This is a genomic window from Candidatus Paceibacterota bacterium, assembly GCA_035530615.1.
Lineage (GTDB): Bacteria > Actinomycetota > Actinomycetes > Nanopelagicales > Nanopelagicaceae > QYPT01.
In genome coordinates this window covers 241,306-264,483 of sequence record DATKUL010000001.1, presented here as the reverse complement: position 1 = coordinate 264,483, position 23,178 = coordinate 241,306, and the positions used below count along the sequence as shown (strand labels likewise).

Genomic DNA, 23,178 nt, shown 5'->3' with positions numbered 1-23,178 from the left:
AGAACTACCTGGCATGTGGAACATGTGGGCGCGGACCGGCTCCAACATTTCCGTATCGGTGATTGGTAATCGAGACACTCTGCTCCAGGAGCCAGCGCGGCATTTCGACGAGACCGTTCTGCGCGAGCGGACGTGAATCAACACTGACTCCCATTTCTAGGAATCTTAGTGTCGGAGGATTTGAATGTGCGAGCCAACGGACTTTCTCCTTTGAACCAATTCTGGAAATCAATTCGTCCTCGGTTTCAATCCGTGCCGATGGACAGAGTGGGGTCTTTTCTGAAGCACTGAATTCGATCGAAGTTGCACTCTCTTTAATGACCCAATTGATGTAGGTAATCCACTCTTTTGAAACCGCCGAATCGATCCGTACCACGATACCGCGTCGAGATGGAAGATGGCGTTGATAGTTTCGCTCGACATTGAGACCAGCGCGATCAATTGCGTTATCACCGATGGAGTTCCACCATCTCTCTGATGTCGAGATGGTGTCGAAGGACGAGGAGAGTGAATCCCAATTGCGGAGATTGTTGAGGTAGTTAGGACCGCCGGCTTTTGAGGTTGGCCCCACGCTACTGCGCTTCCAACCGCCAAATGGTTGACGATTGACGACGGCACCAGTGATGCCGCGGTTAACATAAAGATTTCCCGCCTCAACTTCGGCAATCCACTTTTCGCACTCTCGCTCATCAAGTGAGTGCACTCCCGCTGTTAATCCGTAAGGCACTGTGTTCTGCCAGTGAAGGGCAGTCTCAAAGTCGGGAGCAGCCATAACTCCAAGAACAGGGCCGAACCATTCATTTTGATGACTCCACGATCCTGGTGTTACCCCTAACTTCACGCCGGGGCTCCAGAGATGCCCAGTTGCATCCAACTGCTTTGGAGCAACCAGCCAACTTTCTCCATCATCAAGGGTGGTGAATGCACGAAGTAGCGAACCTGTTGGAGGATGGATGATGGGACCTACGGCCGTTGAATAATTTCTTCCAGCACCAACACTCAAACTCTCCACTGCATCTTTGAGTTGTGCGAAGAAGGCGGGATTTTCGTAGATGCTCTTCTCGACGATCGCCAAACTAGCGGCGCTGCATTTCTGTCCGGCGTGACCAAATGCAGATTGGACGAGATCTTTCACGGCGCTATCAATATCGGCACTTGCCGATATGAGAATTGCATTCTTTCCACTTGTCTCAGCCATGAGGCGAATCTCTGGCTTCCATGAAGTAAACATTGCCGCAGTATCAAAGGAACCGGTGAGGATGACTCCATTGACACCCTTATGTGCCACAAGGTGTTTGCCATCTTCATCATCGCGGGTCGTCACAAACTGAAGTACTTGCCGCGGCACTCCGGCTCGCCAGAGTTGATTGACGATCTGCCACGCGGTGGCGACGCTCTCAGGAGCAGGCTTGAGGATCACGGCATTTCCGGCCGCGAGTGCGGCGCAGACGCCACCCATTGGAATCGCGTACGGGAAGTTCCATGGTGGCACAACAAGTACGACTCCAAGGGGCGTGGATCCTTCAAATCGGTTGAGGGCAGAAAGGGCGTAATAGCGGGCAAAATCAATACCTTCACTTACCTCAGGATCCCCTTCAGAGACCGTTTTCCCCGAGTCGCGTGACATGAGAGCAATGGTCTCTGCCCGCTCGCGTTCCATCAGTTGTGCGGCCTCGCCAAATATCTTGGCTCGTCCCTTTGCACCCAGTGATTCCCACGCAGCAATACTTATGTGAGCGGTTGAAACTGCTAGATTGATATCGCTTCTATTCGCGATGGAGTATGTGTACCAAGGCTTTCCGTTCTCACTTGGGTCCGTTCCCTCTTCTCTTTCAGTTCGGAAAATCTCCTCTCCATTGATTTGAAGCGGAATGCGAAAACCGAGGTCCATGTATTTTTGAACGTATGCCGATTCGAGGTCGGCTCGAAACTTTGGATTGGTCGCATCTCCATCGCTCTGATTGCGGAAATGTTCTTCATCGAAAGATTTCAAACTATCCTCTCTGATCAAGAGATGTCTACGCGACTTGGTGGAGACTGGGTGGCGCTTGGCCACCGATTCGAGGAAGCGTTTTTCTTGCTCTTTGTACTGATCGTTGTTGAGTTCCATATCAAAGGAAGCGCGCAGGTAATTCTCGCTCGAGGTGTTCTCATCGAGACGACGGACGAGGTATGCGACAGCTGCTGGAAAGTCATCATGCTTAGTGACTGGCGTGTAGAGGAGGACGCTACCCGTTTGGGCCGCAACCGCGAGAGCTTCGGCATTTGCCATTCCCTCGAGCATTTCAATATCTAATTGATCGAGGACTCCACGGACCTTTGCCACTTCGATCGCCCACGCCAGGTGGAAGAGGTTGTGGCTGGCAATTCCGATCCGTACTGCTTTGGAATGGTCCGAGCTGAGTGCGACGTCGATAAGACGTGCGTAACTCGCATCCACATCCGATTTGGTCGGGTAGGGAGCTGGCACCCATCCATGGAGTTCGGCTTCGGCCTTCTCCATGGCCAAATTTGCCCCTTTTACCAGGCGAATCTTGATTGTGCCACCGCTTTTGGCGAATCGCGCTTGCGCCCAAGTGACGAGGTCGGCGAAAACGCTGTGCGACTCAGGAAGATAGGCCTGCAGCACGATGCCTGCGTTGATTTGCGCGAATTCAGGCTCGCTGAGCAATTTTTTGAAAACTGCAACCGTGATTTCAAGGTCTCGGAATTCTTCCATATCCAGATTGATAAAAGTATCTGTCCTCAATGCCGCGCGATAAAGATCTCTCAATCTCTCCGAGACGCGCTCGATTGAGCCGAGGTAATCAATGGTAATCAACTGGCTAGCAATCGAGGAGATTTTCACGGAAGCGTAATTGACTTCAGGGCGTTGGATCATTTCGATGACCGATGCAAGACGCTGCTTCGCCTCATGCTCACCAAGAACTGCTTCACCTAAGACATTTATGTTGAGTCGAGCCTCTTCCTTATTCCGCTTATTGATATGGCGACTCAGAAGTGAATTTTCAGCTGGGAGAATGATTCCGTTTGCTGCCATGCGGACCCGCTTATGCACGACCTTCATAACGAGCGTTGGGAAAAAATAGGACATGAGACTTGCCGCTTTGATGCCAATGTAGTCGAATGTTCCAAGGCCGGAGCGGCTCGCAGTCTTGGCACTCCTGCGCAGAGTGCGCGCTGCGTGTTTCATCGAACTCATCCGCATTACTTCGTCAGTCAGCGACATTGTGAGTGCGACTGCTGCAGGATCCTCCAGGAGGCGAGCAAATCGCTTTCGGTTTGTTTGGTCTCGTCGATTTCTTCTCTGATTAGATTTGGTGAGGAGTTCGGCAACTAATGAAGTAGTGCTCTGTGCGAGGTGGTCGATATCACCACGTGTTTCAAACGGCTTTGACAACGCTGTCATCCCTTCTTACATGGCAATACTAGGTCTTATTTCAGTGGCCTATCTCGGGTCCATAGAAAAAGACCAGAGGTCCTCACATTCGAGGTCCTCTGGTCTTTTCTAATTACTTATGCGGAGACTGTGCTCTTGACTTTCATTTTTACCCAGAAAGCAAAAGCCAGGCTGGCTACGCCAAGTGCGCCAATGCCAAACCAGCCGCCTACATTGCCGAGCCAATAGAACAATCCCGTCATTGGGTTGGCGCCGTCGACGAGAGAGGAAATGGTTCCGCCAGTTGTATTCTCGAATCCAGATTCAACAGCCACTGAGGTGAGAGTTGGCCCAATTGCAGTGGCGATGAATAAGCCAGCACCGATTGCAATTGCTCCGCCGACTACAGCGCGAATGATGTTTCCACGGAAAATCGGAACCATCAGTGCGACAATGAACGGAATGGTCGCTAAGTCAACCAGCGGTAGCACCTTGTTTCCAAGAGGAGCTAAGGCGATCGCAGTCAATAGACTTACTGGAACGAGAATAAGTGAGGTTGCAATAACGGCGGGTTGTCCAATCACTACTGCAGAATCCAAGCCGATGTAGAACTTACGACCAGGGAAGCGCTTCTGCACGAAATTGCGGGCAGCCTCGGAGATAGGCATTAGACCTTCCATCAAGATTGCGACCATTCGCGGAAGTAGCAACATGACTGCGGCCAAGTTGATACCAAGGCCAAGAATCTTGATGATGTCAGTGCGTGGGTCGCTTAAGCCAAAGCCAGCGATTCCGAGAAGCAATCCAATACCAAGACCCAGCATCATGGATTCACCAAAAATTCCGAAGCGTTTTTGAATTGAATCCGGATCTGCTTTGAGATCCCTAAATCCGGGGATGCGGTCGAAAACCCAGTTCAGCGGGAATGCCAGAAGCGCATATGGGGCGGAAGTTCCGTGTGGAAAAGATATATCCGGATAGTCGTAGTGCGCCTGAATCCGTGGCGCGGCCCAGTCGGCCAAAGCCAGGGTAAGAACCATCGCGATGCACGCAGTTGCAATTCCCTTGGCATAACTATGGGTGATGCTTCCGACCAGGCCACCGATGAATGCGAAGTGCCAATAGTTCCAAAGGTCAATATCAAATGTCTTTGTTAGTCCTAAAAAGAGTAGAACTACATTGAGTAGCAGGCAGACTGGGATGATAATTGCACCCACTTTAGAACCAAAGGCAATGGCGGCACTTGCCGGCCAGCCGACATCGACGATACTGAGGTCCACATTAAATCGATGGGCAAGGCCCTCTGCGGCTGGACCCACTTGGCCAAAGAGCAGGCCGATAATGAGATTAATGCCGATAAAGCCGATTCCGATCAGGATACCTGCTCGGAAAGCACGAGGTAATTTTTCGCCGAGTGCGACGCCAAATATCGTAATCAGAATCGGAAGTGCGATTGATGCGCCTAGATCTAGAAAGAGTTTACTTATTGCTTCAAGAGTTCCGTTCATTTTTCTCCTCGTTGAGTTGTCTGCTAACGGGAAATTCGAGTTAGCTCAATGCTTGCGCAATCTTCTCCAAGGTTGCTTCAACACCAACTCCAGTTAAGAAAGGCAAGCCTTGGATAACGGGAATGTTTACTTTCGATGGAATTGGAGTTGTGGCAACGATCAGGTCGTAACCTTCGATTCCTCGCACAATATCCATGACTTTGCCTTGGGACACTTCGACAGGAATTTTTCTTGTTGCGCAAAATTCTCGAATCTTAATTGCAACAACTGTTGAGGTAGCAATTCCCGTTCCACAAATCACCAAGATTTTTTTCGTCATAGATACCTCCATGCATCGAACAATCGGCGTGGGTTATTCTGCTTTTTAGTGTATTACAACCCTGTTCTCGTGAGCGCTATCCTGAGTCCCATGTCGGCAACCCCAAAATTCTTAAGCGGATTCTGCGCTACCTCGCTAGATGTGATTTCAGCGGCCGATGCCCTAGGAAAGATTGCTACTAGCGGGTACAAGTTGGATTTGGTGGAGCAATCTTGGCTCGCCGCAGTGGTGGATAGGGAGAAAGAGTTTCCGACTGGCCTGCCAACGCCCATTCCTGTTGCAATTCCTCATACAGATTCAATTCACGTGAAAGCCAGTGGGATCGGATTCTTTCGGTTAGCCCAACCGGTTACTTTTGGCGAAATGGGATCAACTGATGGCACAGTAGAAGTTTCAATCATCATCCCGCTTCTCATCACTGATCCGAAGGAGCAAGTTGATCTACTGATGAAGGTAGTTACGGCGGTGCAAGATCTTGATTTTATGAAGAAACTGATGGAAGTTGAGGACCCTCAAGAGATAGAAACATTCTTTAACTCCAGGCTGCAATCCGGGAATTAGCGTTCGAACTCTCTTGGTTGAGAGCCTACGGGGCTACTACCACTTTTCTAGACGTCGTCAGTTCTTCGATGAAATCCAAGTCGATGGCAACACCGATGCCAGGTTCGGTAGGAACTCGCAAGCGACCGTGTTCCATTACAAATGGTGTGGTGATATCCCGGTGGTAATAACGTGATGATGCACTTGTATCTCCGGGAAGTGTGAACCCAGGAAGTGATGCGAGGGCAACATTGGCCGCACGACCTATTCCTGTTTCCAACATTCCACCACACCAGACCGCAATATTGTTTTCTACGCAGAGGTCATGAATCTTTATCGATTCGAGATAACCTCCGACTCGGCCTGGCTTAACATTGATAATTGTCGTGGCCTTTAAGGCGAGCGCATCTCTTGCTGATTCGAGCGAAGTAATTGATTCATCCAAGCAGATTGGTGTGGCAACTTCCTTAGCCAACATTGCATGCCCGAGGATGTCATGTTCATCCAGCGGTTGCTCAATTAACAAGAGACTAAATGGATCAAGTTCTTTGAGGTGTGCGCTGTCGGCACGTGTGTAAGCCTGATTTGCATCCACCTGTAATGGAATATCTGGCCACATCTCTCGGATCACTCGGACAGGCTCAATATCCCAGCCCGGCTCTATTTTTAGCTTGATTCGACGGTAGCCCTCAGAGATGTAGAGGGAGACTTCTTCCACCAATTTGTCGATCGTCGGTGTGATTCCAACTGAGACTCCGCAATCCACCTCGTCGCGGGACGAACCTAAGTAGGAACCGAAAGAGATGCCTTCCAATTTCAACTGTGCATCCAAGATCGCACTTTCAACGCTGGCTTTGGACATCTGGTGACCAAGGAACGGCCTGAGTACATCAGCGACTTCTTCGGCCCGGATATCTCCGTACTCGAAAATCTTGGGCAAGAGAAAACGCTCCATGACATCTTGGCTTGCGTGCGTGTATTCGGGCGAGTAGAGGGGTTCGGACATGGCGACGCACTCCGACCATCCTTCCGCGCCTTCATGTGTGGTTATTTTCATTAAGAGCAGTTCGCGTTCGTACTGTGTGCCGAAAGAAGTGCGGAAAGGTCTCACTAGTGGCAATTTAATAATGCGCAATTCGACATCTTTGATCCGCATTTACTTCGCCCTTTCTTCTGTTTGACTATTTGCCTGGTTTGTAACCAAGTAGGCACCATCTTGAGTAAAGCCAGAAATGTGCCAATCGGATTCGAGTCGTGGATGAAGTTCGGCGCGAAGTGCCAAGCGCCACTCAAGAGCGAGAGCATTGTCTTGCGATCGGATTTCAATAATGTCGTTGGGTAGGTAGCACAGAACTTGCGGTTGAGATGGATCTATCTCATGGCGGATTGGTCTTCCATCAATGTTGGAAAGTGCGACTGGGATCCCATCTGCACGTTTCTCAAGATTTCGGGAACTCGCCGCCGCAAGTGTTGATTCAGAGAGAAGATCCCATCTGGCAATGATGCGGTCTGTTGGATCGCCAGCATTCAGCGCGTCGGGAAGTTCGCCGTAAAAATTAGGAAAGTATTCAAAGGCCTGAACGCCTAGTTTTACGAGGTTGAGGCGTGCATTCCGTCTTACAAGTGGATCAAAAGTCCATGTAATCACTTCGTATCCGTGTTCCAACGCCCAGGCACGTTGGTGCCATTTCAGTGTGCTCCCAATACTTCGATCACGAAACCTCTCTTTCACTGCAGCCATATGTGAGTGGAGGTGGAGGTGGCGATGCTCATCGACCCCGGGAAACGCGAATACTGCACCAACAATTTCACCTTCGACAAAAACGCCGGAAACGTACGTTCCGTTATGTACCATCGCCTGAAGTAAATTCGCAGTGATTTGTATGCCTTCATCTGTTGGCCAGACTTCATCGAAGATTCGCCGGGCTAAGTTCTGCTCGTCGACCCCCTTGAGAACTCGGATTGATACGCCGGTGGCCGCGCTTTTTTCAGTTGCTATAGCAGCAGCGCGAGCAACCACATTCTGGTCCATGACGCCATGGTAGGTCACAGAGCACATCCTTTTGATAGCGGACAGCCAAGGCATCCTGCGAATCCGCAGTCTTTTGGGGGAACGTACCGATTCAATTCTCCAGAATGGATCATTGTGTCAACGATCAAGTCGACTATGCCAGGGTCTAAAAGTGTGATCACAGCAATTTCACGTCGTGTTGAAGCTCCCGACCTGTAAGCGGCGAGTACGAGTTTTTGAGGGGTGGACATCAGAACAGCAACCTGCCGGTTTGAAAGACAGCAACTGCCAAGAGCCACGCAATGGCAAGTTGAGATACAACTCCCGTGAGAGCCCATTTCATGCCAAACTCTCGACGTTGAGCCGCCACCGTTGCAACGCACGGTGTGTAACTCGTTAAGAAAATTAGGAATGCGAGAACTGCGGCGCTGGAATGTCCAGAACTCGATCGTTCAAAGTCGCGTTGAAGTTCTTTTCCAAGATCCGAAATTATGAGTTGGCGATTGGGTGAATCCACCGAATAATTTTGGGCCCAGGAAGAAATTACAACTTCTTTTGCGACGAAGCCTGTGACGAGGGCGCCGGCGGTATGCCAATCAGCGAATCCTGCCGGAGCGAAGAGTGGGGTTATGCCCTTTGCGATTGCGCCGTAGGCACTTTCGTTTACTGGTGTATTGCCAAATTGATGGTCGCCGCCGATTGGAATGGCCATCAAAATCCAAATTGCCACAACCGTGATTACAACAATCCCACCGACCTCTTTGAGAAAACCTCTGACCCGCAGCCAGGCATCGGCAAAAACGAAAGTAGTTGTGGGAAGTCGGTAGGGAGGTAGTTCAATTAATAGCGGCTCACGCGTAGCACCCCTGATGAAAGTGAGTTTTAAGAAGAGCGCAAAGAGAATCACCAAAGTGATTGAGACGATATACATACCAAAAACCACGGTCCCGGCGTTTTTCCCAAAGAAAATGCCTGCCACAAATATGTAGACGGCCAGGCGGGCGGAGCACGCGGTGAACGGAACTGATAAGCCTACGATGAGTCGATGTCGAGCATCTGAGAGTGCTCGAGTTGCACTCACCGCTGGAACATTGCAGCCAAATCCGACTATGAGTGGCAGTAATGCTTTTCCGGGCAAGCCTGCAAAGCGCATCACCCGATCGGATACAACAGCCGCGCGAGCCATATACCCAGAGTCTTCCAGCAAGCTAAGGAGTAGGAACATAGTGCTCATTACGGGTAAGAAAGTAAGCAAAGTGCCGACTCCGCTGATTACCCCATCGACGATCAATCCTCTGAGCCAAGGAATGGGAGTGAGAGCGCTCTCTATCGGAGGCACGACCACTCCTGAAATAAATGAGGATATCCAATTTTGAAATGGCGAAGCGAGAGTGGTTGTTGATTGGAAGACAATCCAAAGCACACCTAGAAGAGTGAGTGCTCCCGAGAATGGTGCCGTGAGAAAACGGTCGACTCGGTCTGAAAGCGTAGGGCGCGTGCTGGTTCGTGTTACTGCTGAAGTGATGAGATCGCTCACAAAGTTAATTCGTTGATCGTCATCGAGGGGTAGAGATGGCGTAGTCGTGTCGATCTCATGTGATTTTAATTGTGCAAGAGTTTGAGTCAGGAGTTCTTCGAGCCCCGCGGTTCCATTCTTTGAACGCGGCAGTACCGCGACCACTTTGGTATCTAAGCCACGAGAAAGGGCCTCGATGTCGACGTGAATTCCGCGCCTGCGTGCAATGTCGGTCATGGTTAGTGCTACGACCATTGGTTTATTGAGTTCCTTGAGTTGGGAGACCAAGAAGAGACATCGTGCGATGTTGGATGCATCGACGATGGCAACAATGAGATCTAGGTCATCCTCCATGAGAATGTCGTGGGTAAGTTCTTCATCGGGGGATGTGGGAGAAAGGCTAGAAATCCCGGGAAGATCAAGAATACGAAACTCTTCTCCGTTGATGACAATATCGGCCGAGCCAACCTCCACCGTCGTGGCTGGCCAGTTACCCATCTTGCGATGAATTCCCGAAATGCGAGAGAAGAGGGTGGACTTTCCGACATTTGGCCGACCTACGAGAGCGACCAACGGTGTTTTGAGGGCGGTCGCAGGATGCTTATTCTGATCACACGATGAGCACATATCTCGGGCTACCGATCTCGCTCAAGAGATGTAATCACAGGTAATTTTTTCTGCTAAGTCGTAACCCAGAACGAGGCGAGTGTCATCTACTTTGACTAGGAAGCCGCGAGATGAAGTTCGACCGACCAGTTCGATGTTCGCCCCAGCTCGGATTCCGCTGGATCGAAGTCGGTTTAGGTGCCTGTCATCACCGATGGTAACGACAACCGCTCGCCTGTTCTGCTCCATAGCCGTCATGTTCATAGCCAAACGGTAATGGAGAAATTGATTTAAGTGATGAAAGTGTTGCGTAAATAACACTTCCTCCGGGTTTAGGCTACCCAGCATGAAGGCAATCAGAGTTGAGCATTTCGGTGGTCCTGAAGTCATGGAGTACGTCGATTGTGCAGATCCAGTTCCATCTGCAAACGAAGAGTTGATTACGGTCACATCCATTGGAGTGAATTACGCGGATACTCACCAGATCGAAAATAGTTATCGCGTTCCGCAGACCCTCCCATTATTCCCGGGGCTTGAGGTTGTTGGAACGACACCATCTGGAAAGAGGGTTTTGGCTTCAGTATCTGGCGGATATGCGCAGAAGGCTGTTGCGAATCGCGATCAATGCGTTGACATTCCTGACGGTGTGAGTGACGAGCAGGCGCTCGCGATGTTGGTTCAGGGAACCACTGCTTGGCACATTTTGAAAACGGTAGGACACATCAAACCCGGTGAGTCAGTGGTGGTCCATGCTGCGGCTGGAGGTGTCGGCACGGTCTCAGTACAACTTGCGAAGATGTGGGGGACACGGGTGATAGCAGTTGCATCTTCAATCGATAAGCGAGAGTTGGCGAAGTCTTTGGGAGCCGACGCAACCGTCGATGCCAATTCTGAAGATCTTGGCGCTGCGATCTTGGCGGCCAATGATGGCAAGAGAGTGGACATGGTTTTGGAAATGGTGGGCGGGAAGACATTTGATGCCAGCCTCGCCGTGCTTGCTCCCTTTGGCCGACTCGTCACATTTGGATCTGCCTCGCGAGTTCCGGCAACTCCTATTGCTCCCACTGCTCTTCTCGCCGGAACAAAAACCGTGGCAGGTTTCTGGCTCGGCAACTGCTTTGGAAATCCAGCGCTAGTCAACGACGTGATCATCGAACTTTTCAAACTTATTGAGGCAGGCAAACTCCGCCCGGTCGTCGGGCCGATCTTCCCGTTGAGCCAAGCAACTGAGGCGCTTCGCCAAGTTCTTGCCCGAAAGACGACAGGAAAGGTGACTCTCAATCCCGCTCTTTAAGCCTGCAATTTTCTGATTGGTGAGTACAGCCTGTACGCTGACCCACATTCAGTGCCCCCCTAGCTCAGTTGGTAGAGCGTTTCCATGGTAAGGAAAAGGTCAACGGTTCGATTCCGTTGGGGGGCTCGGCGGGGTAGCTCAGCTTGGTAGAGCAAGCGGCTCATAATCGCTGTGTCGCCGGTTCAAATCCGGCCTCCGCTACGAGTAAATGTTCACAGATACCCTAAAAGGTGTTTGTGGGCTGTCTCCACCGAATGTTACCTTTGTCTTAATAACACCCGCCACGCCTCTCTACGATGCGCACCAGGCGGGTTTCTATTTCTTAGGATCATGGTTTAACAAAAAGCCTCTAAACACTGCTGAAATGATTCAGCGATTTATTTCGCGCGGTATGAATATACGAGATAGATCAACCGCAGTCATTGCCATTCAGCGGTACGTACTCGGGCGACGTCTCTGAGCAGTGCGCTCTACTCCTTGTGGCAGTGGATCATCCACTTGCCTAATTTTACACGACGAGTTGGCGGAGCCGTTGAACATCAGATTCAATTCGATCAAGCGCAGTTGCAACGGAGTCTTCACGCGTCGCATTGAGCCCGTCAACGATCCATCCTCGTAGTAGTGCGGATGAAGGCAGATCAAGTTTTCGCGCCAACTCTTCGATCGCAGCCACATCCGTGGGGGTGAGCCTGACGGCAACCGGGATCGATTGGTTTGGTTTAGTGAATTTGGCGCTTTTGGGTATCGGTAGATCCCGAGTCCGTTCGGCTTCTTCCGCGATTGCCTTTAATTCGCGGGGTACCTTCTGATTGCGCGTCATCACGATGCCCCTTCTCGATAGATTCTTCGGTCGGTGCTGTTTGCTCTCCATCCGTTTACCCCCCACCAGCCGCCGTTGATCTTGGGAACCAAGATGAGGACGATAACCGCATAGAGCGAAGGTGAATAGCCAATCAATCGTGCACTTCGTCCGCTCTGACTTTTCGGATCAGGGTAGAAAAGAAGTGCATTCGGATCCTCAACTACTTCTCCCGCTGCTTGGAGGTCAACTCCGTGGTTGACCCACATGTGCCATTCCCCGTAGATCCAGGAAATCTCCCGAATCATGTTTCTAGTTTACAATTGTAAACAATTATGTCAAATCTAATTTGCCATTCAGTGTTTCGTTTTCGCATGACCTGAGGCTAGGGAAATGGCGTACTTCAGGATTTTGTTTTCCCCAGGCGCACGACCCGACTCTTCGAGACTGGCGTGCCCTACGTTTTCCGAATTCGGTTTACTGAACTTTAGGCGGTTTGTTTGCTTTCAAGGTGCATCCTTTCATATTCAACCTGCAGGAAGCGGCACTTCAAACTTCCTATCTTCAATTTGCAGAGGCATAGCCAGGACTAGTTCCAGAGGTTCTGGCTATTCTAAGTCCAGCAGATTGGACATAGAATAGCCAGAAACAGCTATTTCACGCGGGACTAAACGCAACTGGCAAACGGATGCTACTATTCCTATGTCCAACCAACTGGACATAATGCTTGAGCAAGGGCGGTAGTTTCTATGAACCTATTGGATAGACCACTAGCTCTTTTTTATGACGCTACGCGTGCGCGCGTGCTGGATGTGCTGCTCTCTAATCGCAGCGCCCTGAGCGGAAGAGCCATCGCCCGTCAGGCTGACTTGTCACCAACAACAACCAACGGCGCACTTGGCGATCTAGCCACTCATGGCATCGTCAAATCGAAAACCAAGGGCAGGGCTCATCTTTGGACTCTCCAAGAGGACAACGCCCTTGTGGTGCAAATGCAAGGTTTTGCCAGAATTCAAGACAAGCTGGCGGGCCAACTTGTAGTGGATGCGTTGGGTTCAGAACCAGTATCTGTGATGCTCTTCGGCTCTGCCGCTAGAGGTGAATCGGGGCCTAAAAGCGACGTGGATCTCCTTGTAATTGCAAAGGACCATAAGCAAGGGCAGGACTTTCGACGTCGTGCCTATAAGGCGAGTACGGCACTTCGACAAAAGGTTGGCCGACCAGTGGAAATCACCGTGGTTGAGCGTGACTCAATTACAAAGAGCGAAATCGGGGATTTCATCGGGCAGGTGGCCAGGGATGGGCGAACTCTGCGTGGAAAGAAATTGACGGAACTCGCCCTGTGAGCTGGTAGCGCAGTCAAGCGGTGTTTTAGCCCCAAATAACTCATTCTTATGTCAGGTTAAGGGCGGATTTCGCGTCCTACGGTGCTGTCGGCTACCCTGACCCTCTCAAGTAAACGAACCAGAACTAGGAGCAAGTCATGGCAAGCAAGAGTGCGGACGTCCGTCCAAAGATCACCATGGCCTGCATCGAGTGCAAAGAGCGGAACTACATCACCAAGAAGAACCGCCGCAACGATCCTGACCGTCTAGAACTGAAGAAGTTCTGCCCACGCTGTAAGGCAGCAACAGTCCACCGCGAAACTCGCTAATGCTCAATCCCGATTCCGTCGGGCGCACATTTCACGGTGCGGAGTCAGTTTCTGTCACAGCTTCTGAAATCGCAGATTTTGCCGCGGTCATTGGCGAGAGCGATACCAGCGTTGCCCCTCCCACATTCTCGATCCGCATCACCCTTGCGCAATCCCAATCCATTCTCTCTGACCCTAGTGTCGGCCTGGACTGGTCCCGCGTTGTCCATGGGGATCAGAGATTTGAAATCTATCGGCCGATAATTGCTGGCGATGTTTTCCGTTGTTCGTCGACGATCGAAAACTCCAAGTCGGTGGCGGGCAATGAGATTGTGACCGTTCGATCGGATCTCCACTCTGGCAAAGAGTTGGTTGTTTCTTCCTGGTCAACCTTGGTGGTGCGCGCATGATAAATGTTGGTGACCGAATAGACGAGCGTGTCTTCTGGATTGATCGCGAATTACTAAAGAAGTACGCCGATGCCAGCGGAGATCAGAACCCGATTCATCAGGATGAAGTTTTTGCCAAATCAGTCGGGCTTCCAGATGTAATCGCCCACGGAATGTTGACGATGGCACTGGTCGGCAAGTTTGTCTCGGATTGGGCCGGCGATCCGGCGAAGGTAAAAGAATTTTCTGCGCGATTTACCAAACCTGTCGTCGTGCCTGCCGGCGAGAAAGTTGATCTCACCGTCTCGGCAACCGTGGCAGAGATTTCGGAAAATGGAATCCAACTCAATATTCTCGCGACATCAGGTGGTGTAAAAGTTTTAGGCATGACAAAGGCGTTGGTAGCAAGGTCATGAACATTCCAGAGGAGATCTGGAAACTCGGCGAAGAAAGACTGGCGGCAAGGGAAGCGAGAGATTTTGTGCTCGCGGATCGTTTAAGAGATCAGCTTGCCGAATTGGGTTGGGAAATCTTTGACCAAGCAGGATCTTTTGAACTGCGCGAGAAACTCAAATACACAGTTATTGAAAACCTGCGTGCGATGACTTCAATTATTGAGCCCGGCGAGATTGCAATCGCAATGATTATTCAAGGCTTTGAAGAAGACGCGGTTACAACCGTTCAATCGATCCGCCAATTCACCGATGTGCCTATTGTTCTGCTCTCGCTGGACGAGGTCGGCCCACTTGTCGATGTTATTGATGCGAAAACTCTGGTTCTTAAGGTCATTGAAGAGTGTGGCTGGGGTCCTGCCGCTAATTCGCTCCTTCAAAATATTCCCTCCCAATTCCTCATCATTATGGATCCTTCCACGCGGTTTTTAGGAGATGCGATTACCCCCGTCCTTGCTCAGTTGAAGGAAGGCACCTTCTCTGGTGTGGGCTGGAAGGGCGGGCTCATCAATGTGAATGACGAGTGGCGCTCCGTCGACGACAAGGGACCAGGCGAGGTTGACGTTCTCTTTAGTTATTTCCTTGCTCTGGATCGACAGGCGGCCATTGACGTCGGTGGATTTAACGCACGAGCTCTCTACTATCGAAATGCAGATATCGAATTCTCGCTGAGGATGCGGCACGCAGGGGGACACCTGCTCCAAATGGATTTGCCGCTGATGCAAGATCGTCACCATGGATACCACGATGTGGATCCAGACTTTCGCGAAGTTCAATCGAAGAAGAATTACGATCGTATCCTTGAGCGATTCCGCGGAAAGAATGCAATCTTGAGTCTACGTAGGTAGCCTTTCATACATGGACCAACTTTCCGACTACACCAGTCTTCGCGTGGGTGGCCCCGCACAAGAAATCGTCAATGCATCAAATGAGGCAGAAATTATTTCTGCGGTTCAAGCTGCTGATGCTGCCGGCAAGCGCGTCCTTATCTTGGGAAGTGGAACGAATGTTCTGGTAAGCGATGCCGGATTTGATGGTGTCGTTATTCATGTTTCAAGTGCCAAAGTCGAAAGCGAAGTAGATGCGTGTAGTGGTGCGACTCTGACTATTGGTGCTGGGGAAGTCTGGGATAGCTTTGTTGAAACCACTATTGCTCGTGGATACGCCGGGCTAGAAACATTAAGTGGAATTCCAGGCACAGTTGGGGCCGCTCCCATTCAGAACATTGGCGCGTATGGGCACGAAGCCTCTGAATTCATCACTCGTGTGAGAACTTATGATCGGAAAGAGAAGCAAATTCGAACATTTACAAATGGGGAGTGTGAATTTTCTTATCGGAATTCGAGGTTCAAAGCAGAGCGTGATCGCTATGTCATTCTTGATGTCGGATTCCAATTGCGCATCGGGGAGATGTCCTCGCCTATTCTCTATGCCGAACTCGCGACTGCACTCGGTATTTCTGTTGGCGAAAAAGCGAATGTCATTGCGACTCGTGAAGCCACTCTTAGGCTGCGCGCGAGTAAGGGAATGCTTCTTAATCCCTCAGATCACGATTCGTGGTCAGCGGGTTCTTTCTTTACCAATCCAATTATTTCGGCAGAGGCTTCAGAGAAACTCCCCTCAGAAGCACCTCGTTGGGTGCAAGAAGACGGGCAGGTAAAGACCTCAGCGGCTTGGTTGATGGAACACGCAGGGGTACATAAAGGAGATGCGCACTCGGGTGCACGAATTTCAAGCAAGCATGTACTGGCATTAACAAATTCGGGCAATGCAACCGCTGCAGATATTGCGGCCCTGGCTAAAGAGGCACAAGAGAAAGTCCGTGCAGTTTTTGGGATTGATTTGGTGCCAGAAGTAAACCTGGTGGGCTTGACCCTTAACTAAAACCTCAATTTAAACTGAAGTCACTGGATTTCAGCGATCAGCTTCTTAATTCGCCCGATTCCTTCCACAATATCTTCATCGCTTAACGCGTAGGAGAAGCGAAGATATCCGGAAGGTCCAAAAGCTTCTCCAGGTACCACAGCAACTTCCACTTCTTCAAGAATAAGCGTTGCAAGTTCGGCCGAAGTCTGTGGAGTTTTGCCGCGAATTGTCTTGCCCAGTACTCCTCTTATGGAGGGATAGGCATAAAAAGCGCCTTGGGGAGTCGGGCATTCAAATCCTGGAATCTCATTGAGAAGGCCAACAATCAATTTTCGTCGACGGTCAAATGCCTCGCCCATCCTGTGAACGGCCGAGAGATCACCGGTGAGCGCGGCGATCGCAGCTCGTTGGGAAATGTTTGAGACGTTACTTGAAAGATGTGACTGCAAGTTGGTTGCAGCCTTGATGACATCCTTAGGTCCGATCATCCAACCCACGCGCCAACCGGTCATTGCATAAGTCTTTGCAACTCCGTTGAGAATGATGATGTGGTTTGCAAGTGTAGGAACCACAACCGGCAAGCTTGGTGCAATCGCGCCGTCATAGAGAAGGTGCTCGTAAATCTCATCCGAAATAATCCAGATGCCGTGTTTAACTGCCCACTCGCCGATTGCTTTCACATGATCTGGCGGATAGACCGATCCGGTTGGGTTGCTTGGTGAGCAGAAGAGCAAGACCTTTGTCTTTGGAGTTCGGGCTGCTTCAAGTTGTTCGACGGTGACCAAGTAGTTCTGTGATTCATCTGCAAAAACTTCGACAGGAATTCCGCCGGCTAACTTGATTGCCTCTGGGTATGTGGTCCAGTAAGGGGCGGGCAATAGAACTTCATCGCCATCATCGACAATTGTTGCGAAGGCTTGATAGACGGCTTGCTTTCCGCCGTTGGTTACAAGTACTTGGTCGGCAGTAATTTCATAATTCGAATCACGCTTGGTTTTTGCGACAATTGCATTGCGAAGTTCTGGTAATCCTGCTGTTGGTGTGTAGCGATGGTTTGCGGCAACGCTGGCTGAGGCAATTGCTGCGCTCACGATGTAATCGGGGGTAGGAAAGTCTGGCTCTCCAGCGCCAAATCCAATGACGGGACGCCCGGCGGCCTTGAGAGCCTTCGCCTTTGCGTCCACCGCCAGGGTCGCTGATTCTGCAATGGCTGCGATTCGGGAGGAGATTCGTTGGGCGCTCATAGTGGTAAGTCTGCCGTACTCTGGCCCGCTCCCGATCCCTGGTTTTGGTCGGGTCTGGTCGGATCTGCCTTGATCCAGGCGCGAGTTAGACCCAAGCGCGCTTCACGCTCTACACTCTGCCTCCTGACGTTTATGGTCTTTTGCCATGCCGTCTGAAGGGCAGTAGCTCAACTGGCCAGAGTTCCGGTCTCCAAAACCGGCGGTTGGGGGTTCAAGTCCCTCCTGCCCTGCCAAACTCGAAAGAGTGTAACGAGATCGAACTAGTGAAAGGAAAGGCCCACGATGACTGATGTGGTTGCGTCCCACGAGGAGAAGAAAGCTGGTCTCTTCGCGCGCATTGGCCTTTTCTACCGCCAAGTAATTGCAGAGCTTCGCAAAGTAGTCTGGCCAACACGCAAAATGTTGACCACTTACACCGCCGTTGTTCTCGTGTTCGTGTCCTTCATCATCGCCGTTGTTTCGCTTCTCGATCTGGTTTTAACCAAGATCGTCTTCTTGGTATTTGGATAAGGAAGCATTATGTCTGAGGAAAAGACTGACGCCTTCGCGGCTGCGCTCGCAGCGGCCACGGTTGAACCAGTTGTCGCGCCGGTAGTTGTTGCCGCTGAGGTTGCTGAAGAAAAAGAGGCAATTAACGCTGAAGTTTCGGAGGGTGGCCTCGTAACCGAACTTCAAACGGAAGAGGCTGATGCGGTCGAAGCCGCAGAGATTGCGGCTACTGAAGAAGGCACTGAAGAGGCCACTGATGAAGACGATGAGAACGACCCCAACGCGGAATTCCGGCGTGCACTTCGCACTGCTGCAGGAGATTGGTATGTAGTCCACTCTTACGCAGGCTATGAGAAGAAGGTCAAGGCAAATCTTCAGAACCGTATTCAGTCACTCAATATGGAAGATTTCATTTTCCAGATTGAAGTTCCTGAAGAAGAAGTGACTGAGATCAAGAACGGAGTGCGCAAGCAGGTTAAGCGCAACATCTACCCAGGTTATGTTCTTGTCCGTCTGGACCTCACTGATGAGTCTTGGTCTGCAGTTCGTAACACTCCTGGCGTGACCGGGTTTGTTGGAAACGCGCACCACCCAAGTCCGCTGACTTTCGATGAAGTAGAGAAGATTCTTGCTCCACGTCCAGTGAAGAAGTCTGACAAGCCTGAGATTCGCGTGGTTGATTTCCAAGTTGGGGAATCAGTCACCGTTATGGATGGCCCATTCGCAACTCTTCCTGCATCGATCAGCGAGATCATGCCAGAGCAAGCGAAACTCAAAGTTTTGGTTTCGATCTTCGGACGCGAAACCCCAGTTGAACTCTCGTTTGCTCAAGTGCAGAAGATTTAATCCCCGACCACACGATCGACCTAATAGTTCAACCAACTAGGTAGAGATAAAGAAAAAGGAAACGAATATGGCTCCGAAGAAGAAGATCACGGCAATGATCAAGTTGCAGATCCAGGCTGGCGCTGCAACACCTGCGCCACCAGTTGGTCCTGCCCTCGGTCAGCACGGCGTCAACATTATGGACTTCGTTAAGCAGTACAACGCTGCTACCGAATCACAAAAGGGACAGATCATCCCAGTTGAGATCTCCGTGTATGAAGACCGCACATTTACCTTTGTCACAAAGACCCCACCTGCATCACGCCTCATCTTGAAGGCTGCCGGAGTCGAAAAGGGCTCTGCAGTGCCTCACAAGACCAAAGTTGCTTCCATCACGAAGTCACAGGTTCAAGAGATTGCAAAGACGAAGATGGAAGACCTCAATGCCAATGACATCGATGCAGCGTCTTTGATCATAGCTGGTACAGCACGTTCGATGGGTATCACCGTCGTCGATTAAAGTTTCTTCGTTCCAGATCGGAACGAAGAAGTGGGAGAACCTCGCTGGTTCGTCAACCACAACCGAATGAGAACTGATCTTCAGTTCTTCAAAGAGGAGTGAAATGAAGCGCAGTAAGAAATATAACGCGGCGGCTGAGAAGGTTAAGCAGGATTACCTATACACCCCGCTTGAGGCAGTGACATTAGCTCGCGAAACCTCAACAACAAGTTACGACGCAACTGTTGAAGTTGCTCTCTGTCTCGGAGTTGATCCTAAGAAAGCTGATCAGGCAATCCGCAGCACCGTTAACTTGCCACACGGAACAGGTAAGACTGTTCGCGTTCTTGTATTCGCAGGTGGAGCTCGTGCGGATGAAGCGCGTGCAGCTGGTGCAGACATTGTTGGCGCCGATGAATTGATCGAAGAAGTTGCAAAGGGTCGTCTTGATTACGATGCGGTTGTTGCTACTCCAGATCTCATGGGCAAGGTTGGTCGTCTGGGAAAGGTTCTTGGACCACGCGGTCTTATGCCAAACCCAAAGACCGGAACCGTTACAACCGATGTTGCAAAGGCTGTCACAGATATCAAGGGCGGAAAGATTGAATTCCGCGTCGATAAGAATGCAAACCTTCACTTCATCATTGGCAAGGTTTCCTTCACTGCCGCACAGCTTGCTGAGAACTATGCAGCAGCACTTGATGAAGTACAGCGCGCAAAACCATCTTCATCGAAAGGCCGTTTCATCAAGAAGGCCACGATCTCTACAACAATGGGACCTGGCATCCAGGTAGATCCAAATATCGTTCGCGAGTCTGCTGGTTCAGCCGAATAATTTCGGTGCAATAACCCCCTTCGTAGGTGGGCTTGAGACTGCTTCGCTTTACGTCTCTGCGCTCCCCCTACTTACGGGGGTTATTTCATTTTGGAGAATTGAAAAATTTGCCGCTGATAACCTTTTCTAGTATTCTCGATTTTACTGGAATAAGGGGGAGCAAATGAGCAAACGCGAGGCAAAGACGGCTCTCTACGAGCAGTTCGCCCGGATGGGCAAGGGCTTTTCCAGCCCCAAGCGTCTGGAATTGTTAGACCTACTGGCCCAGGGCGAGCGTTCTGTTGATTCGCTAGCGACTGAGGCGGGTCTTGGTCTTTCTACAGCGTCGATGCATTTGCAGGCTCTCAAAGATGCTGGCTTAGTGACCACTCGCAGAGAAGGGACAACAATCCGATATCGACTTAATGGAGACGATGTTCGAACTCTTTTCGCGATGCTTCGCAATGTCGCTACGACGCACCTTGCCGATGCAGAACGCGCGGCAACGAAATATCTAGGCGGTGACCCTCACGATTTTTCAGATGCCGTTGAGCGGAGCGAATTACTCGAAAGTTTGAGCACTGGCGAAGTTGTTGTTTTGGACGTCAGACCGGCACTTGAATTCGAAGCAGGTCACGTCCCGGGCGCGCGCTCAGTTCCGCTTTCAGAATTAGATAAATTCATTTCCAACCTCAAGAAGGATCTCAACGTTGTGGTCTACTGCCGCGGCGCTTATTGCGTGCTGGCCTACGAGGCAGTGAATGCACTCAATAAAAGAGGCATTCGGGCGCGTAGATTGCAAGAAGGAATGCTTGAGTGGCACCTGGCTGGCCTGCCGGTTGAAAAAAGTGTTGCATAGGTAATATCCCCCAATACATACAAGGAGTTCAACATGAAAGTACTTATGATTATCAATGGATCTGCCTATGGGCTGGATTCAACATATAACGCAATCCGTTTGTCGGCATCCCTTGCAAAACGCGAAGATGTTGAAGTCACCGTCTTTCTCATGGGTGACGGCGTCACTGCTGCAATGGCCAACCAGAAGACCCCGGATGGCTATTACAAGCTCGACCGAATGCTTTCCATCGTGACCCGACAAGGTGGGAAGATTGAATGCTGCGGAACGTGTATGGATGCCCGCGGAATTAGCGAGGAGATGCTCATCGAAGGTGCCAAGCGTTCAACAATGGATGCTCTCACCGATGCCACACTTGCCTCTGACAAGGTCCTAGTTTTCTAATCACATCTACCGATCAACCAATAAGGAGAGAAAATGAACTATGGAATGAGTCGGACTATTGATCGTCCATTCGAAGAGGTAAATGCTGATGTTCGCGCTGCTCTCGCTGCGCATGGTTTCGGCATCGTCAGCGAGATCGACATGCAGGCAACGCTTCACAATAAGATTGGCGTAGAGATTGAGCCGCAACTCATTCTCGGCGCATGCAATCCGAAGTTTGCCCACCGTGCCCTTCAAGCCGAGCCTTCAATCGGTCTGCTCCTGCCATGTAACGTCGTCATCCGCAGGACTGATGCCGGCACAGTGGTGGAAATGATCAACCCACAGATGATGGCCGAAATCACGGAAGGCCCCGAGATGAAGCAGATCGCCGATGAGGTAACCGAGCTGCTTTCTGCCGCTTTAGCCAGCCTGAAGTAAGCCTGTTTTGACGAGGGTAGGCCTCACGGCCTACCCTTACGTTCTCACCAAAGACCGCTGGTGCAGTTACCGAGAAATTGGCAATTGCTTAAGTGTCAATAGACAGCCCGCGTAGGTTCTCACGCTAAACCCGTGCGCTCTTACGCGTAACGGGTTTATTGCATTTCTAAGCGGATTTTGTTTGAAATTTACGTTACATGAGTGGCGTGATCTGATCTATGACAGAAAGGTGAACCGAATGGCTCGCCCAGATAAAGCAGCGGCAGTTGCAGAGTTGGCGGAAGATTTCCGTTCAGCAACAGCGACTGTCCTCACCGAGTATCGCGGACTTTCCGTGACCTCAATGAAGCAGCTTCGCCGCAACCTTGGTTCTGAAACCAAATACGCGGTTGTAAAGAACACCCTCACCAAGATTGCAGCAAAGGAAGCCGGATTTGATGTTCCTGCCGAACTTCTCACCGGTCCATCTGCGCTGGCATTCATCAAGGGCGACGCAATCGTTGCAGCCAAAAGCCTGCGCGACTTTGCTAAGGAGAATCCATTCCTGATCATCAAGGGTGGAATTTACGAAGGCAAGAACGTCACCGCAGCAGAGATTTACAAGTTAGCCGATTTGGAATCACGCGAAGTCCTCTTGGCCAAGCTCGCTGGCGCCATGAAGGCAACTATGGCAAATGCAATTCGCACCATCGATGCTCTTCGCATTAAGAAGGAAGAAGCAGAAGGTCCTGTCGCAGTTGTAGAAGCGCCAGTCGCTGAAGCAGTTGTAGAAGCGCCAGTCGCTGAAGCAGTCGCCGAAGAGGCACCAGTAGTAACCGAAGAAGTTCAAACCCCAGTAGACGCAGCCGTTGAGGCAGCTGAAGAAGAGAAGGAATAAATCATGGCAAAACTCAGCACAGAAGACCTATTGGGTCAGTTCAAGGAAATGACATTGGTTGAGCTCTCAGATTTCGTCAAGTCATTTGAGACAGAATTCGACGTCAAGGCATCTGCACCAGTTGCAGTTGCAGCAGCAGGCGGCGGAGCAGTCGAAGAAGCAGCAGCACAAGATGAGTTCACACTCACCTTGGAAAGCGCTGGTTCACAGAAGATTGCAGTTATCAAGGAAGTTCGCGCTATCAATTCAAGCCTCGGTTTGAAGGAAGCAAAGGACATCGTTGATGCCGCGCCTGCAGTATTGATCGAAAAGGGCACCAAAGATGCAGTTGAAAAGGCAAAGGCAGCTCTCGAAGCAGCCGGAGCAACTGTCACTGTTAAGTAAGTAGTTCTACCCAGAACGCCCTCGCCGAAAGTGAACTGAACTCCAGCTTCTGGGGTTCAGTTCAAAGGTGG

General features: G+C 50.7%; 27 protein-coding genes and 3 tRNA genes. 20 read left to right on the top strand and 10 right to left on the bottom strand.

From position 1 onward, the window contains the following. Window positions 1-4 precede the first annotated feature (4 nt). The 3 genes from VMW30_01405 to VMW30_01395 form a co-directional block, all read right to left on the bottom strand. Complete coding sequence (locus VMW30_01405) at window positions 5-3,409, bottom strand: bifunctional proline dehydrogenase/L-glutamate gamma-semialdehyde dehydrogenase (GenBank protein HUW87025.1); 3,405 nt, start codon at window positions 3,407-3,409, stop codon at window positions 5-7. Window positions 3,410-3,516: 107 nt separating this feature from the next. Continuing rightward, on the bottom strand, window positions 3,517-4,887 hold the full coding sequence (locus VMW30_01400; protein ID HUW87024.1) for a PTS transporter subunit IIC: 1,371 nt from the start codon (window positions 4,885-4,887) through the stop codon (window positions 3,517-3,519). 40 nt (window positions 4,888-4,927) lie between these two features. Further along, window positions 4,928-5,206, bottom strand: a complete 279-nt coding sequence (locus VMW30_01395) for a PTS sugar transporter subunit IIB (GenBank protein ID HUW87023.1) — start codon at window positions 5,204-5,206, stop codon at window positions 4,928-4,930. Between the two features lie 90 nt (window positions 5,207-5,296). On the opposite strand from VMW30_01395, the gene VMW30_01390 reads away from it, so the two are divergent. Beyond that, on the top strand, window positions 5,297-5,767 hold the full coding sequence (locus VMW30_01390) for a PTS sugar transporter subunit IIA (GenBank protein ID HUW87022.1): 471 nt from the start codon (window positions 5,297-5,299) through the stop codon (window positions 5,765-5,767). Between the two features lie 25 nt (window positions 5,768-5,792). On the opposite strand, the gene menC is transcribed toward VMW30_01390, so the two are convergent. The 4 genes from menC to VMW30_01370 all read right to left on the bottom strand — a co-directional run bounded on the left by menC (window position 5,793) and on the right by VMW30_01370 (window position 10,143). Then, window positions 5,793-6,902 (bottom strand): o-succinylbenzoate synthase, encoded by a 1,110-nt coding sequence (gene menC / locus VMW30_01385; protein HUW87021.1) that lies wholly within the window; start codon window positions 6,900-6,902, stop codon window positions 5,793-5,795. After that, the gene (locus tag VMW30_01380; GenBank protein ID HUW87020.1) at window positions 6,903-7,778 is read right to left on the bottom strand and encodes a GNAT family N-acetyltransferase; all 876 of its coding nucleotides are present in this window, start codon (window positions 7,776-7,778) and stop codon (window positions 6,903-6,905) included. A 229-nt stretch (window positions 7,779-8,007) separates the two neighbouring features. Next, on the bottom strand, window positions 8,008-9,900 hold the full coding sequence (feoB, locus tag VMW30_01375; protein ID HUW87019.1) for a ferrous iron transport protein B: 1,893 nt from the start codon (window positions 9,898-9,900) through the stop codon (window positions 8,008-8,010). Between the two features lie 21 nt (window positions 9,901-9,921). Further along, a complete protein-coding gene (locus VMW30_01370; protein ID HUW87018.1) occupies window positions 9,922-10,143 on the bottom strand; it encodes a FeoA family protein in 222 nt (73 codons plus the stop codon). A gap of 82 nt (window positions 10,144-10,225) precedes the next feature. On the opposite strand from VMW30_01370, the gene VMW30_01365 reads away from it, so the two are divergent. From VMW30_01365 to VMW30_01355, 3 genes are all read left to right on the top strand, one after another. Further along, window positions 10,226-11,173 carry an NADPH:quinone oxidoreductase family protein gene (locus VMW30_01365; protein ID HUW87017.1) on the top strand — a complete coding sequence of 316 codons (948 nt, stop codon included), beginning with the start codon at window positions 10,226-10,228 and terminating at the stop codon, window positions 11,171-11,173. Window positions 11,174-11,226: 53 nt separating this feature from the next. After that, window positions 11,227-11,299 (top strand) — tRNA-Thr (locus tag VMW30_01360). A 1-nt stretch (window position 11,300) separates the two neighbouring features. Further along, window positions 11,301-11,374: transfer RNA gene (locus VMW30_01355), tRNA-Met, on the top strand. A 307-nt stretch (window positions 11,375-11,681) separates the two neighbouring features. Here the strand turns inward: VMW30_01355 and VMW30_01350 are convergent. Then, window positions 11,682-11,993, bottom strand: coding sequence for a hypothetical protein (locus VMW30_01350; GenBank protein HUW87016.1), 312 nt, complete (start codon window positions 11,991-11,993; stop codon window positions 11,682-11,684). Continuing rightward, window positions 11,993-12,280 carry a transposase gene (locus tag VMW30_01345; protein HUW87015.1) on the bottom strand — a complete coding sequence of 96 codons (288 nt, stop codon included), beginning with the start codon at window positions 12,278-12,280 and terminating at the stop codon, window positions 11,993-11,995. Before VMW30_01345 ends, VMW30_01350 begins: the two co-directional genes overlap by 1 nt. A 441-nt stretch (window positions 12,281-12,721) precedes the next feature. On the opposite strand from VMW30_01345, the gene VMW30_01340 reads away from it, so the two are divergent. The 6 genes from VMW30_01340 to VMW30_01315 all read left to right on the top strand — a co-directional run bounded on the left by VMW30_01340 (window position 12,722) and on the right by VMW30_01315 (window position 16,330). Next, window positions 12,722-13,318: a nucleotidyltransferase domain-containing protein gene (locus VMW30_01340; GenBank protein HUW87014.1), complete on the top strand. Its 597-nt coding sequence runs from the start codon at window positions 12,722-12,724 to the stop codon at window positions 13,316-13,318. A 137-nt stretch (window positions 13,319-13,455) separates the two neighbouring features. Further along, a complete protein-coding gene (gene rpmG, locus VMW30_01335; protein HUW87013.1) occupies window positions 13,456-13,626 on the top strand; it encodes a 50S ribosomal protein L33 in 171 nt (56 codons plus the stop codon). Continuing rightward, window positions 13,626-14,015: a MaoC family dehydratase N-terminal domain-containing protein gene (locus VMW30_01330; GenBank protein ID HUW87012.1), complete on the top strand. Its 390-nt coding sequence runs from the start codon at window positions 13,626-13,628 to the stop codon at window positions 14,013-14,015. The genes rpmG and VMW30_01330 overlap by 1 nt, the downstream gene beginning before the upstream one ends. Continuing rightward, a complete protein-coding gene (locus VMW30_01325; protein ID HUW87011.1) occupies window positions 14,012-14,410 on the top strand; it encodes a MaoC/PaaZ C-terminal domain-containing protein in 399 nt (132 codons plus the stop codon). Before VMW30_01330 ends, VMW30_01325 begins: the two co-directional genes overlap by 4 nt. Beyond that, window positions 14,407-15,294: a hypothetical protein gene (locus VMW30_01320; GenBank protein ID HUW87010.1), complete on the top strand. Its 888-nt coding sequence runs from the start codon at window positions 14,407-14,409 to the stop codon at window positions 15,292-15,294. Before VMW30_01325 ends, VMW30_01320 begins: the two co-directional genes overlap by 4 nt. 10 nt (window positions 15,295-15,304) lie before the next feature. Further along, the gene (locus VMW30_01315; protein ID HUW87009.1) at window positions 15,305-16,330 is read left to right on the top strand and encodes a UDP-N-acetylmuramate dehydrogenase; all 1,026 of its coding nucleotides are present in this window, start codon (window positions 15,305-15,307) and stop codon (window positions 16,328-16,330) included. 20 nt (window positions 16,331-16,350) lie between these two features. On the opposite strand, the gene VMW30_01310 is transcribed toward VMW30_01315, so the two are convergent. Continuing rightward, the gene (locus VMW30_01310; GenBank protein ID HUW87008.1) at window positions 16,351-17,556 is read right to left on the bottom strand and encodes a pyridoxal phosphate-dependent aminotransferase; all 1,206 of its coding nucleotides are present in this window, start codon (window positions 17,554-17,556) and stop codon (window positions 16,351-16,353) included. A gap of 156 nt (window positions 17,557-17,712) precedes the next feature. Here VMW30_01310 and VMW30_01305 point away from each other — a divergent pair. The 10 genes from VMW30_01305 to rplL all read left to right on the top strand — a co-directional run bounded on the left by VMW30_01305 (window position 17,713) and on the right by rplL (window position 23,107). Continuing rightward, a tRNA-Trp gene (locus VMW30_01305) sits at window positions 17,713-17,789 on the top strand. A gap of 49 nt (window positions 17,790-17,838) precedes the next feature. Beyond that, window positions 17,839-18,066, top strand: a complete 228-nt coding sequence (secE, locus tag VMW30_01300; GenBank protein ID HUW87007.1) for a preprotein translocase subunit SecE — start codon at window positions 17,839-17,841, stop codon at window positions 18,064-18,066. A 9-nt stretch (window positions 18,067-18,075) separates the two neighbouring features. Beyond that, window positions 18,076-18,891, top strand: a complete 816-nt coding sequence (gene nusG, locus VMW30_01295; GenBank protein ID HUW87006.1) for a transcription termination/antitermination protein NusG — start codon at window positions 18,076-18,078, stop codon at window positions 18,889-18,891. 67 nt (window positions 18,892-18,958) lie between these two features. Continuing rightward, window positions 18,959-19,390: a 50S ribosomal protein L11 gene (rplK, locus tag VMW30_01290; protein HUW87005.1), complete on the top strand. Its 432-nt coding sequence runs from the start codon at window positions 18,959-18,961 to the stop codon at window positions 19,388-19,390. Window positions 19,391-19,493: 103 nt separating this feature from the next. After that, window positions 19,494-20,204 carry a 50S ribosomal protein L1 gene (gene rplA, locus VMW30_01285; GenBank protein HUW87004.1) on the top strand — a complete coding sequence of 237 codons (711 nt, stop codon included), beginning with the start codon at window positions 19,494-19,496 and terminating at the stop codon, window positions 20,202-20,204. Window positions 20,205-20,367: 163 nt separating this feature from the next. Next, window positions 20,368-21,042, top strand: coding sequence for a metalloregulator ArsR/SmtB family transcription factor (locus VMW30_01280; protein ID HUW87003.1), 675 nt, complete (start codon window positions 20,368-20,370; stop codon window positions 21,040-21,042). 33 nt (window positions 21,043-21,075) lie between these two features. After that, on the top strand, window positions 21,076-21,426 hold the full coding sequence (locus VMW30_01275; protein ID HUW87002.1) for a DsrE family protein: 351 nt from the start codon (window positions 21,076-21,078) through the stop codon (window positions 21,424-21,426). A 33-nt stretch (window positions 21,427-21,459) separates the two neighbouring features. After that, window positions 21,460-21,846 carry a DUF302 domain-containing protein gene (locus VMW30_01270; GenBank protein ID HUW87001.1) on the top strand — a complete coding sequence of 129 codons (387 nt, stop codon included), beginning with the start codon at window positions 21,460-21,462 and terminating at the stop codon, window positions 21,844-21,846. 238 nt (window positions 21,847-22,084) lie between these two features. Next, window positions 22,085-22,723 (top strand): 50S ribosomal protein L10, encoded by a 639-nt coding sequence (rplJ, locus tag VMW30_01265; protein HUW87000.1) that lies wholly within the window; start codon window positions 22,085-22,087, stop codon window positions 22,721-22,723. A 3-nt stretch (window positions 22,724-22,726) separates the two neighbouring features. Continuing rightward, window positions 22,727-23,107, top strand: coding sequence for a 50S ribosomal protein L7/L12 (rplL, locus tag VMW30_01260; protein HUW86999.1), 381 nt, complete (start codon window positions 22,727-22,729; stop codon window positions 23,105-23,107). Window positions 23,108-23,178 lie beyond the last annotated feature (71 nt).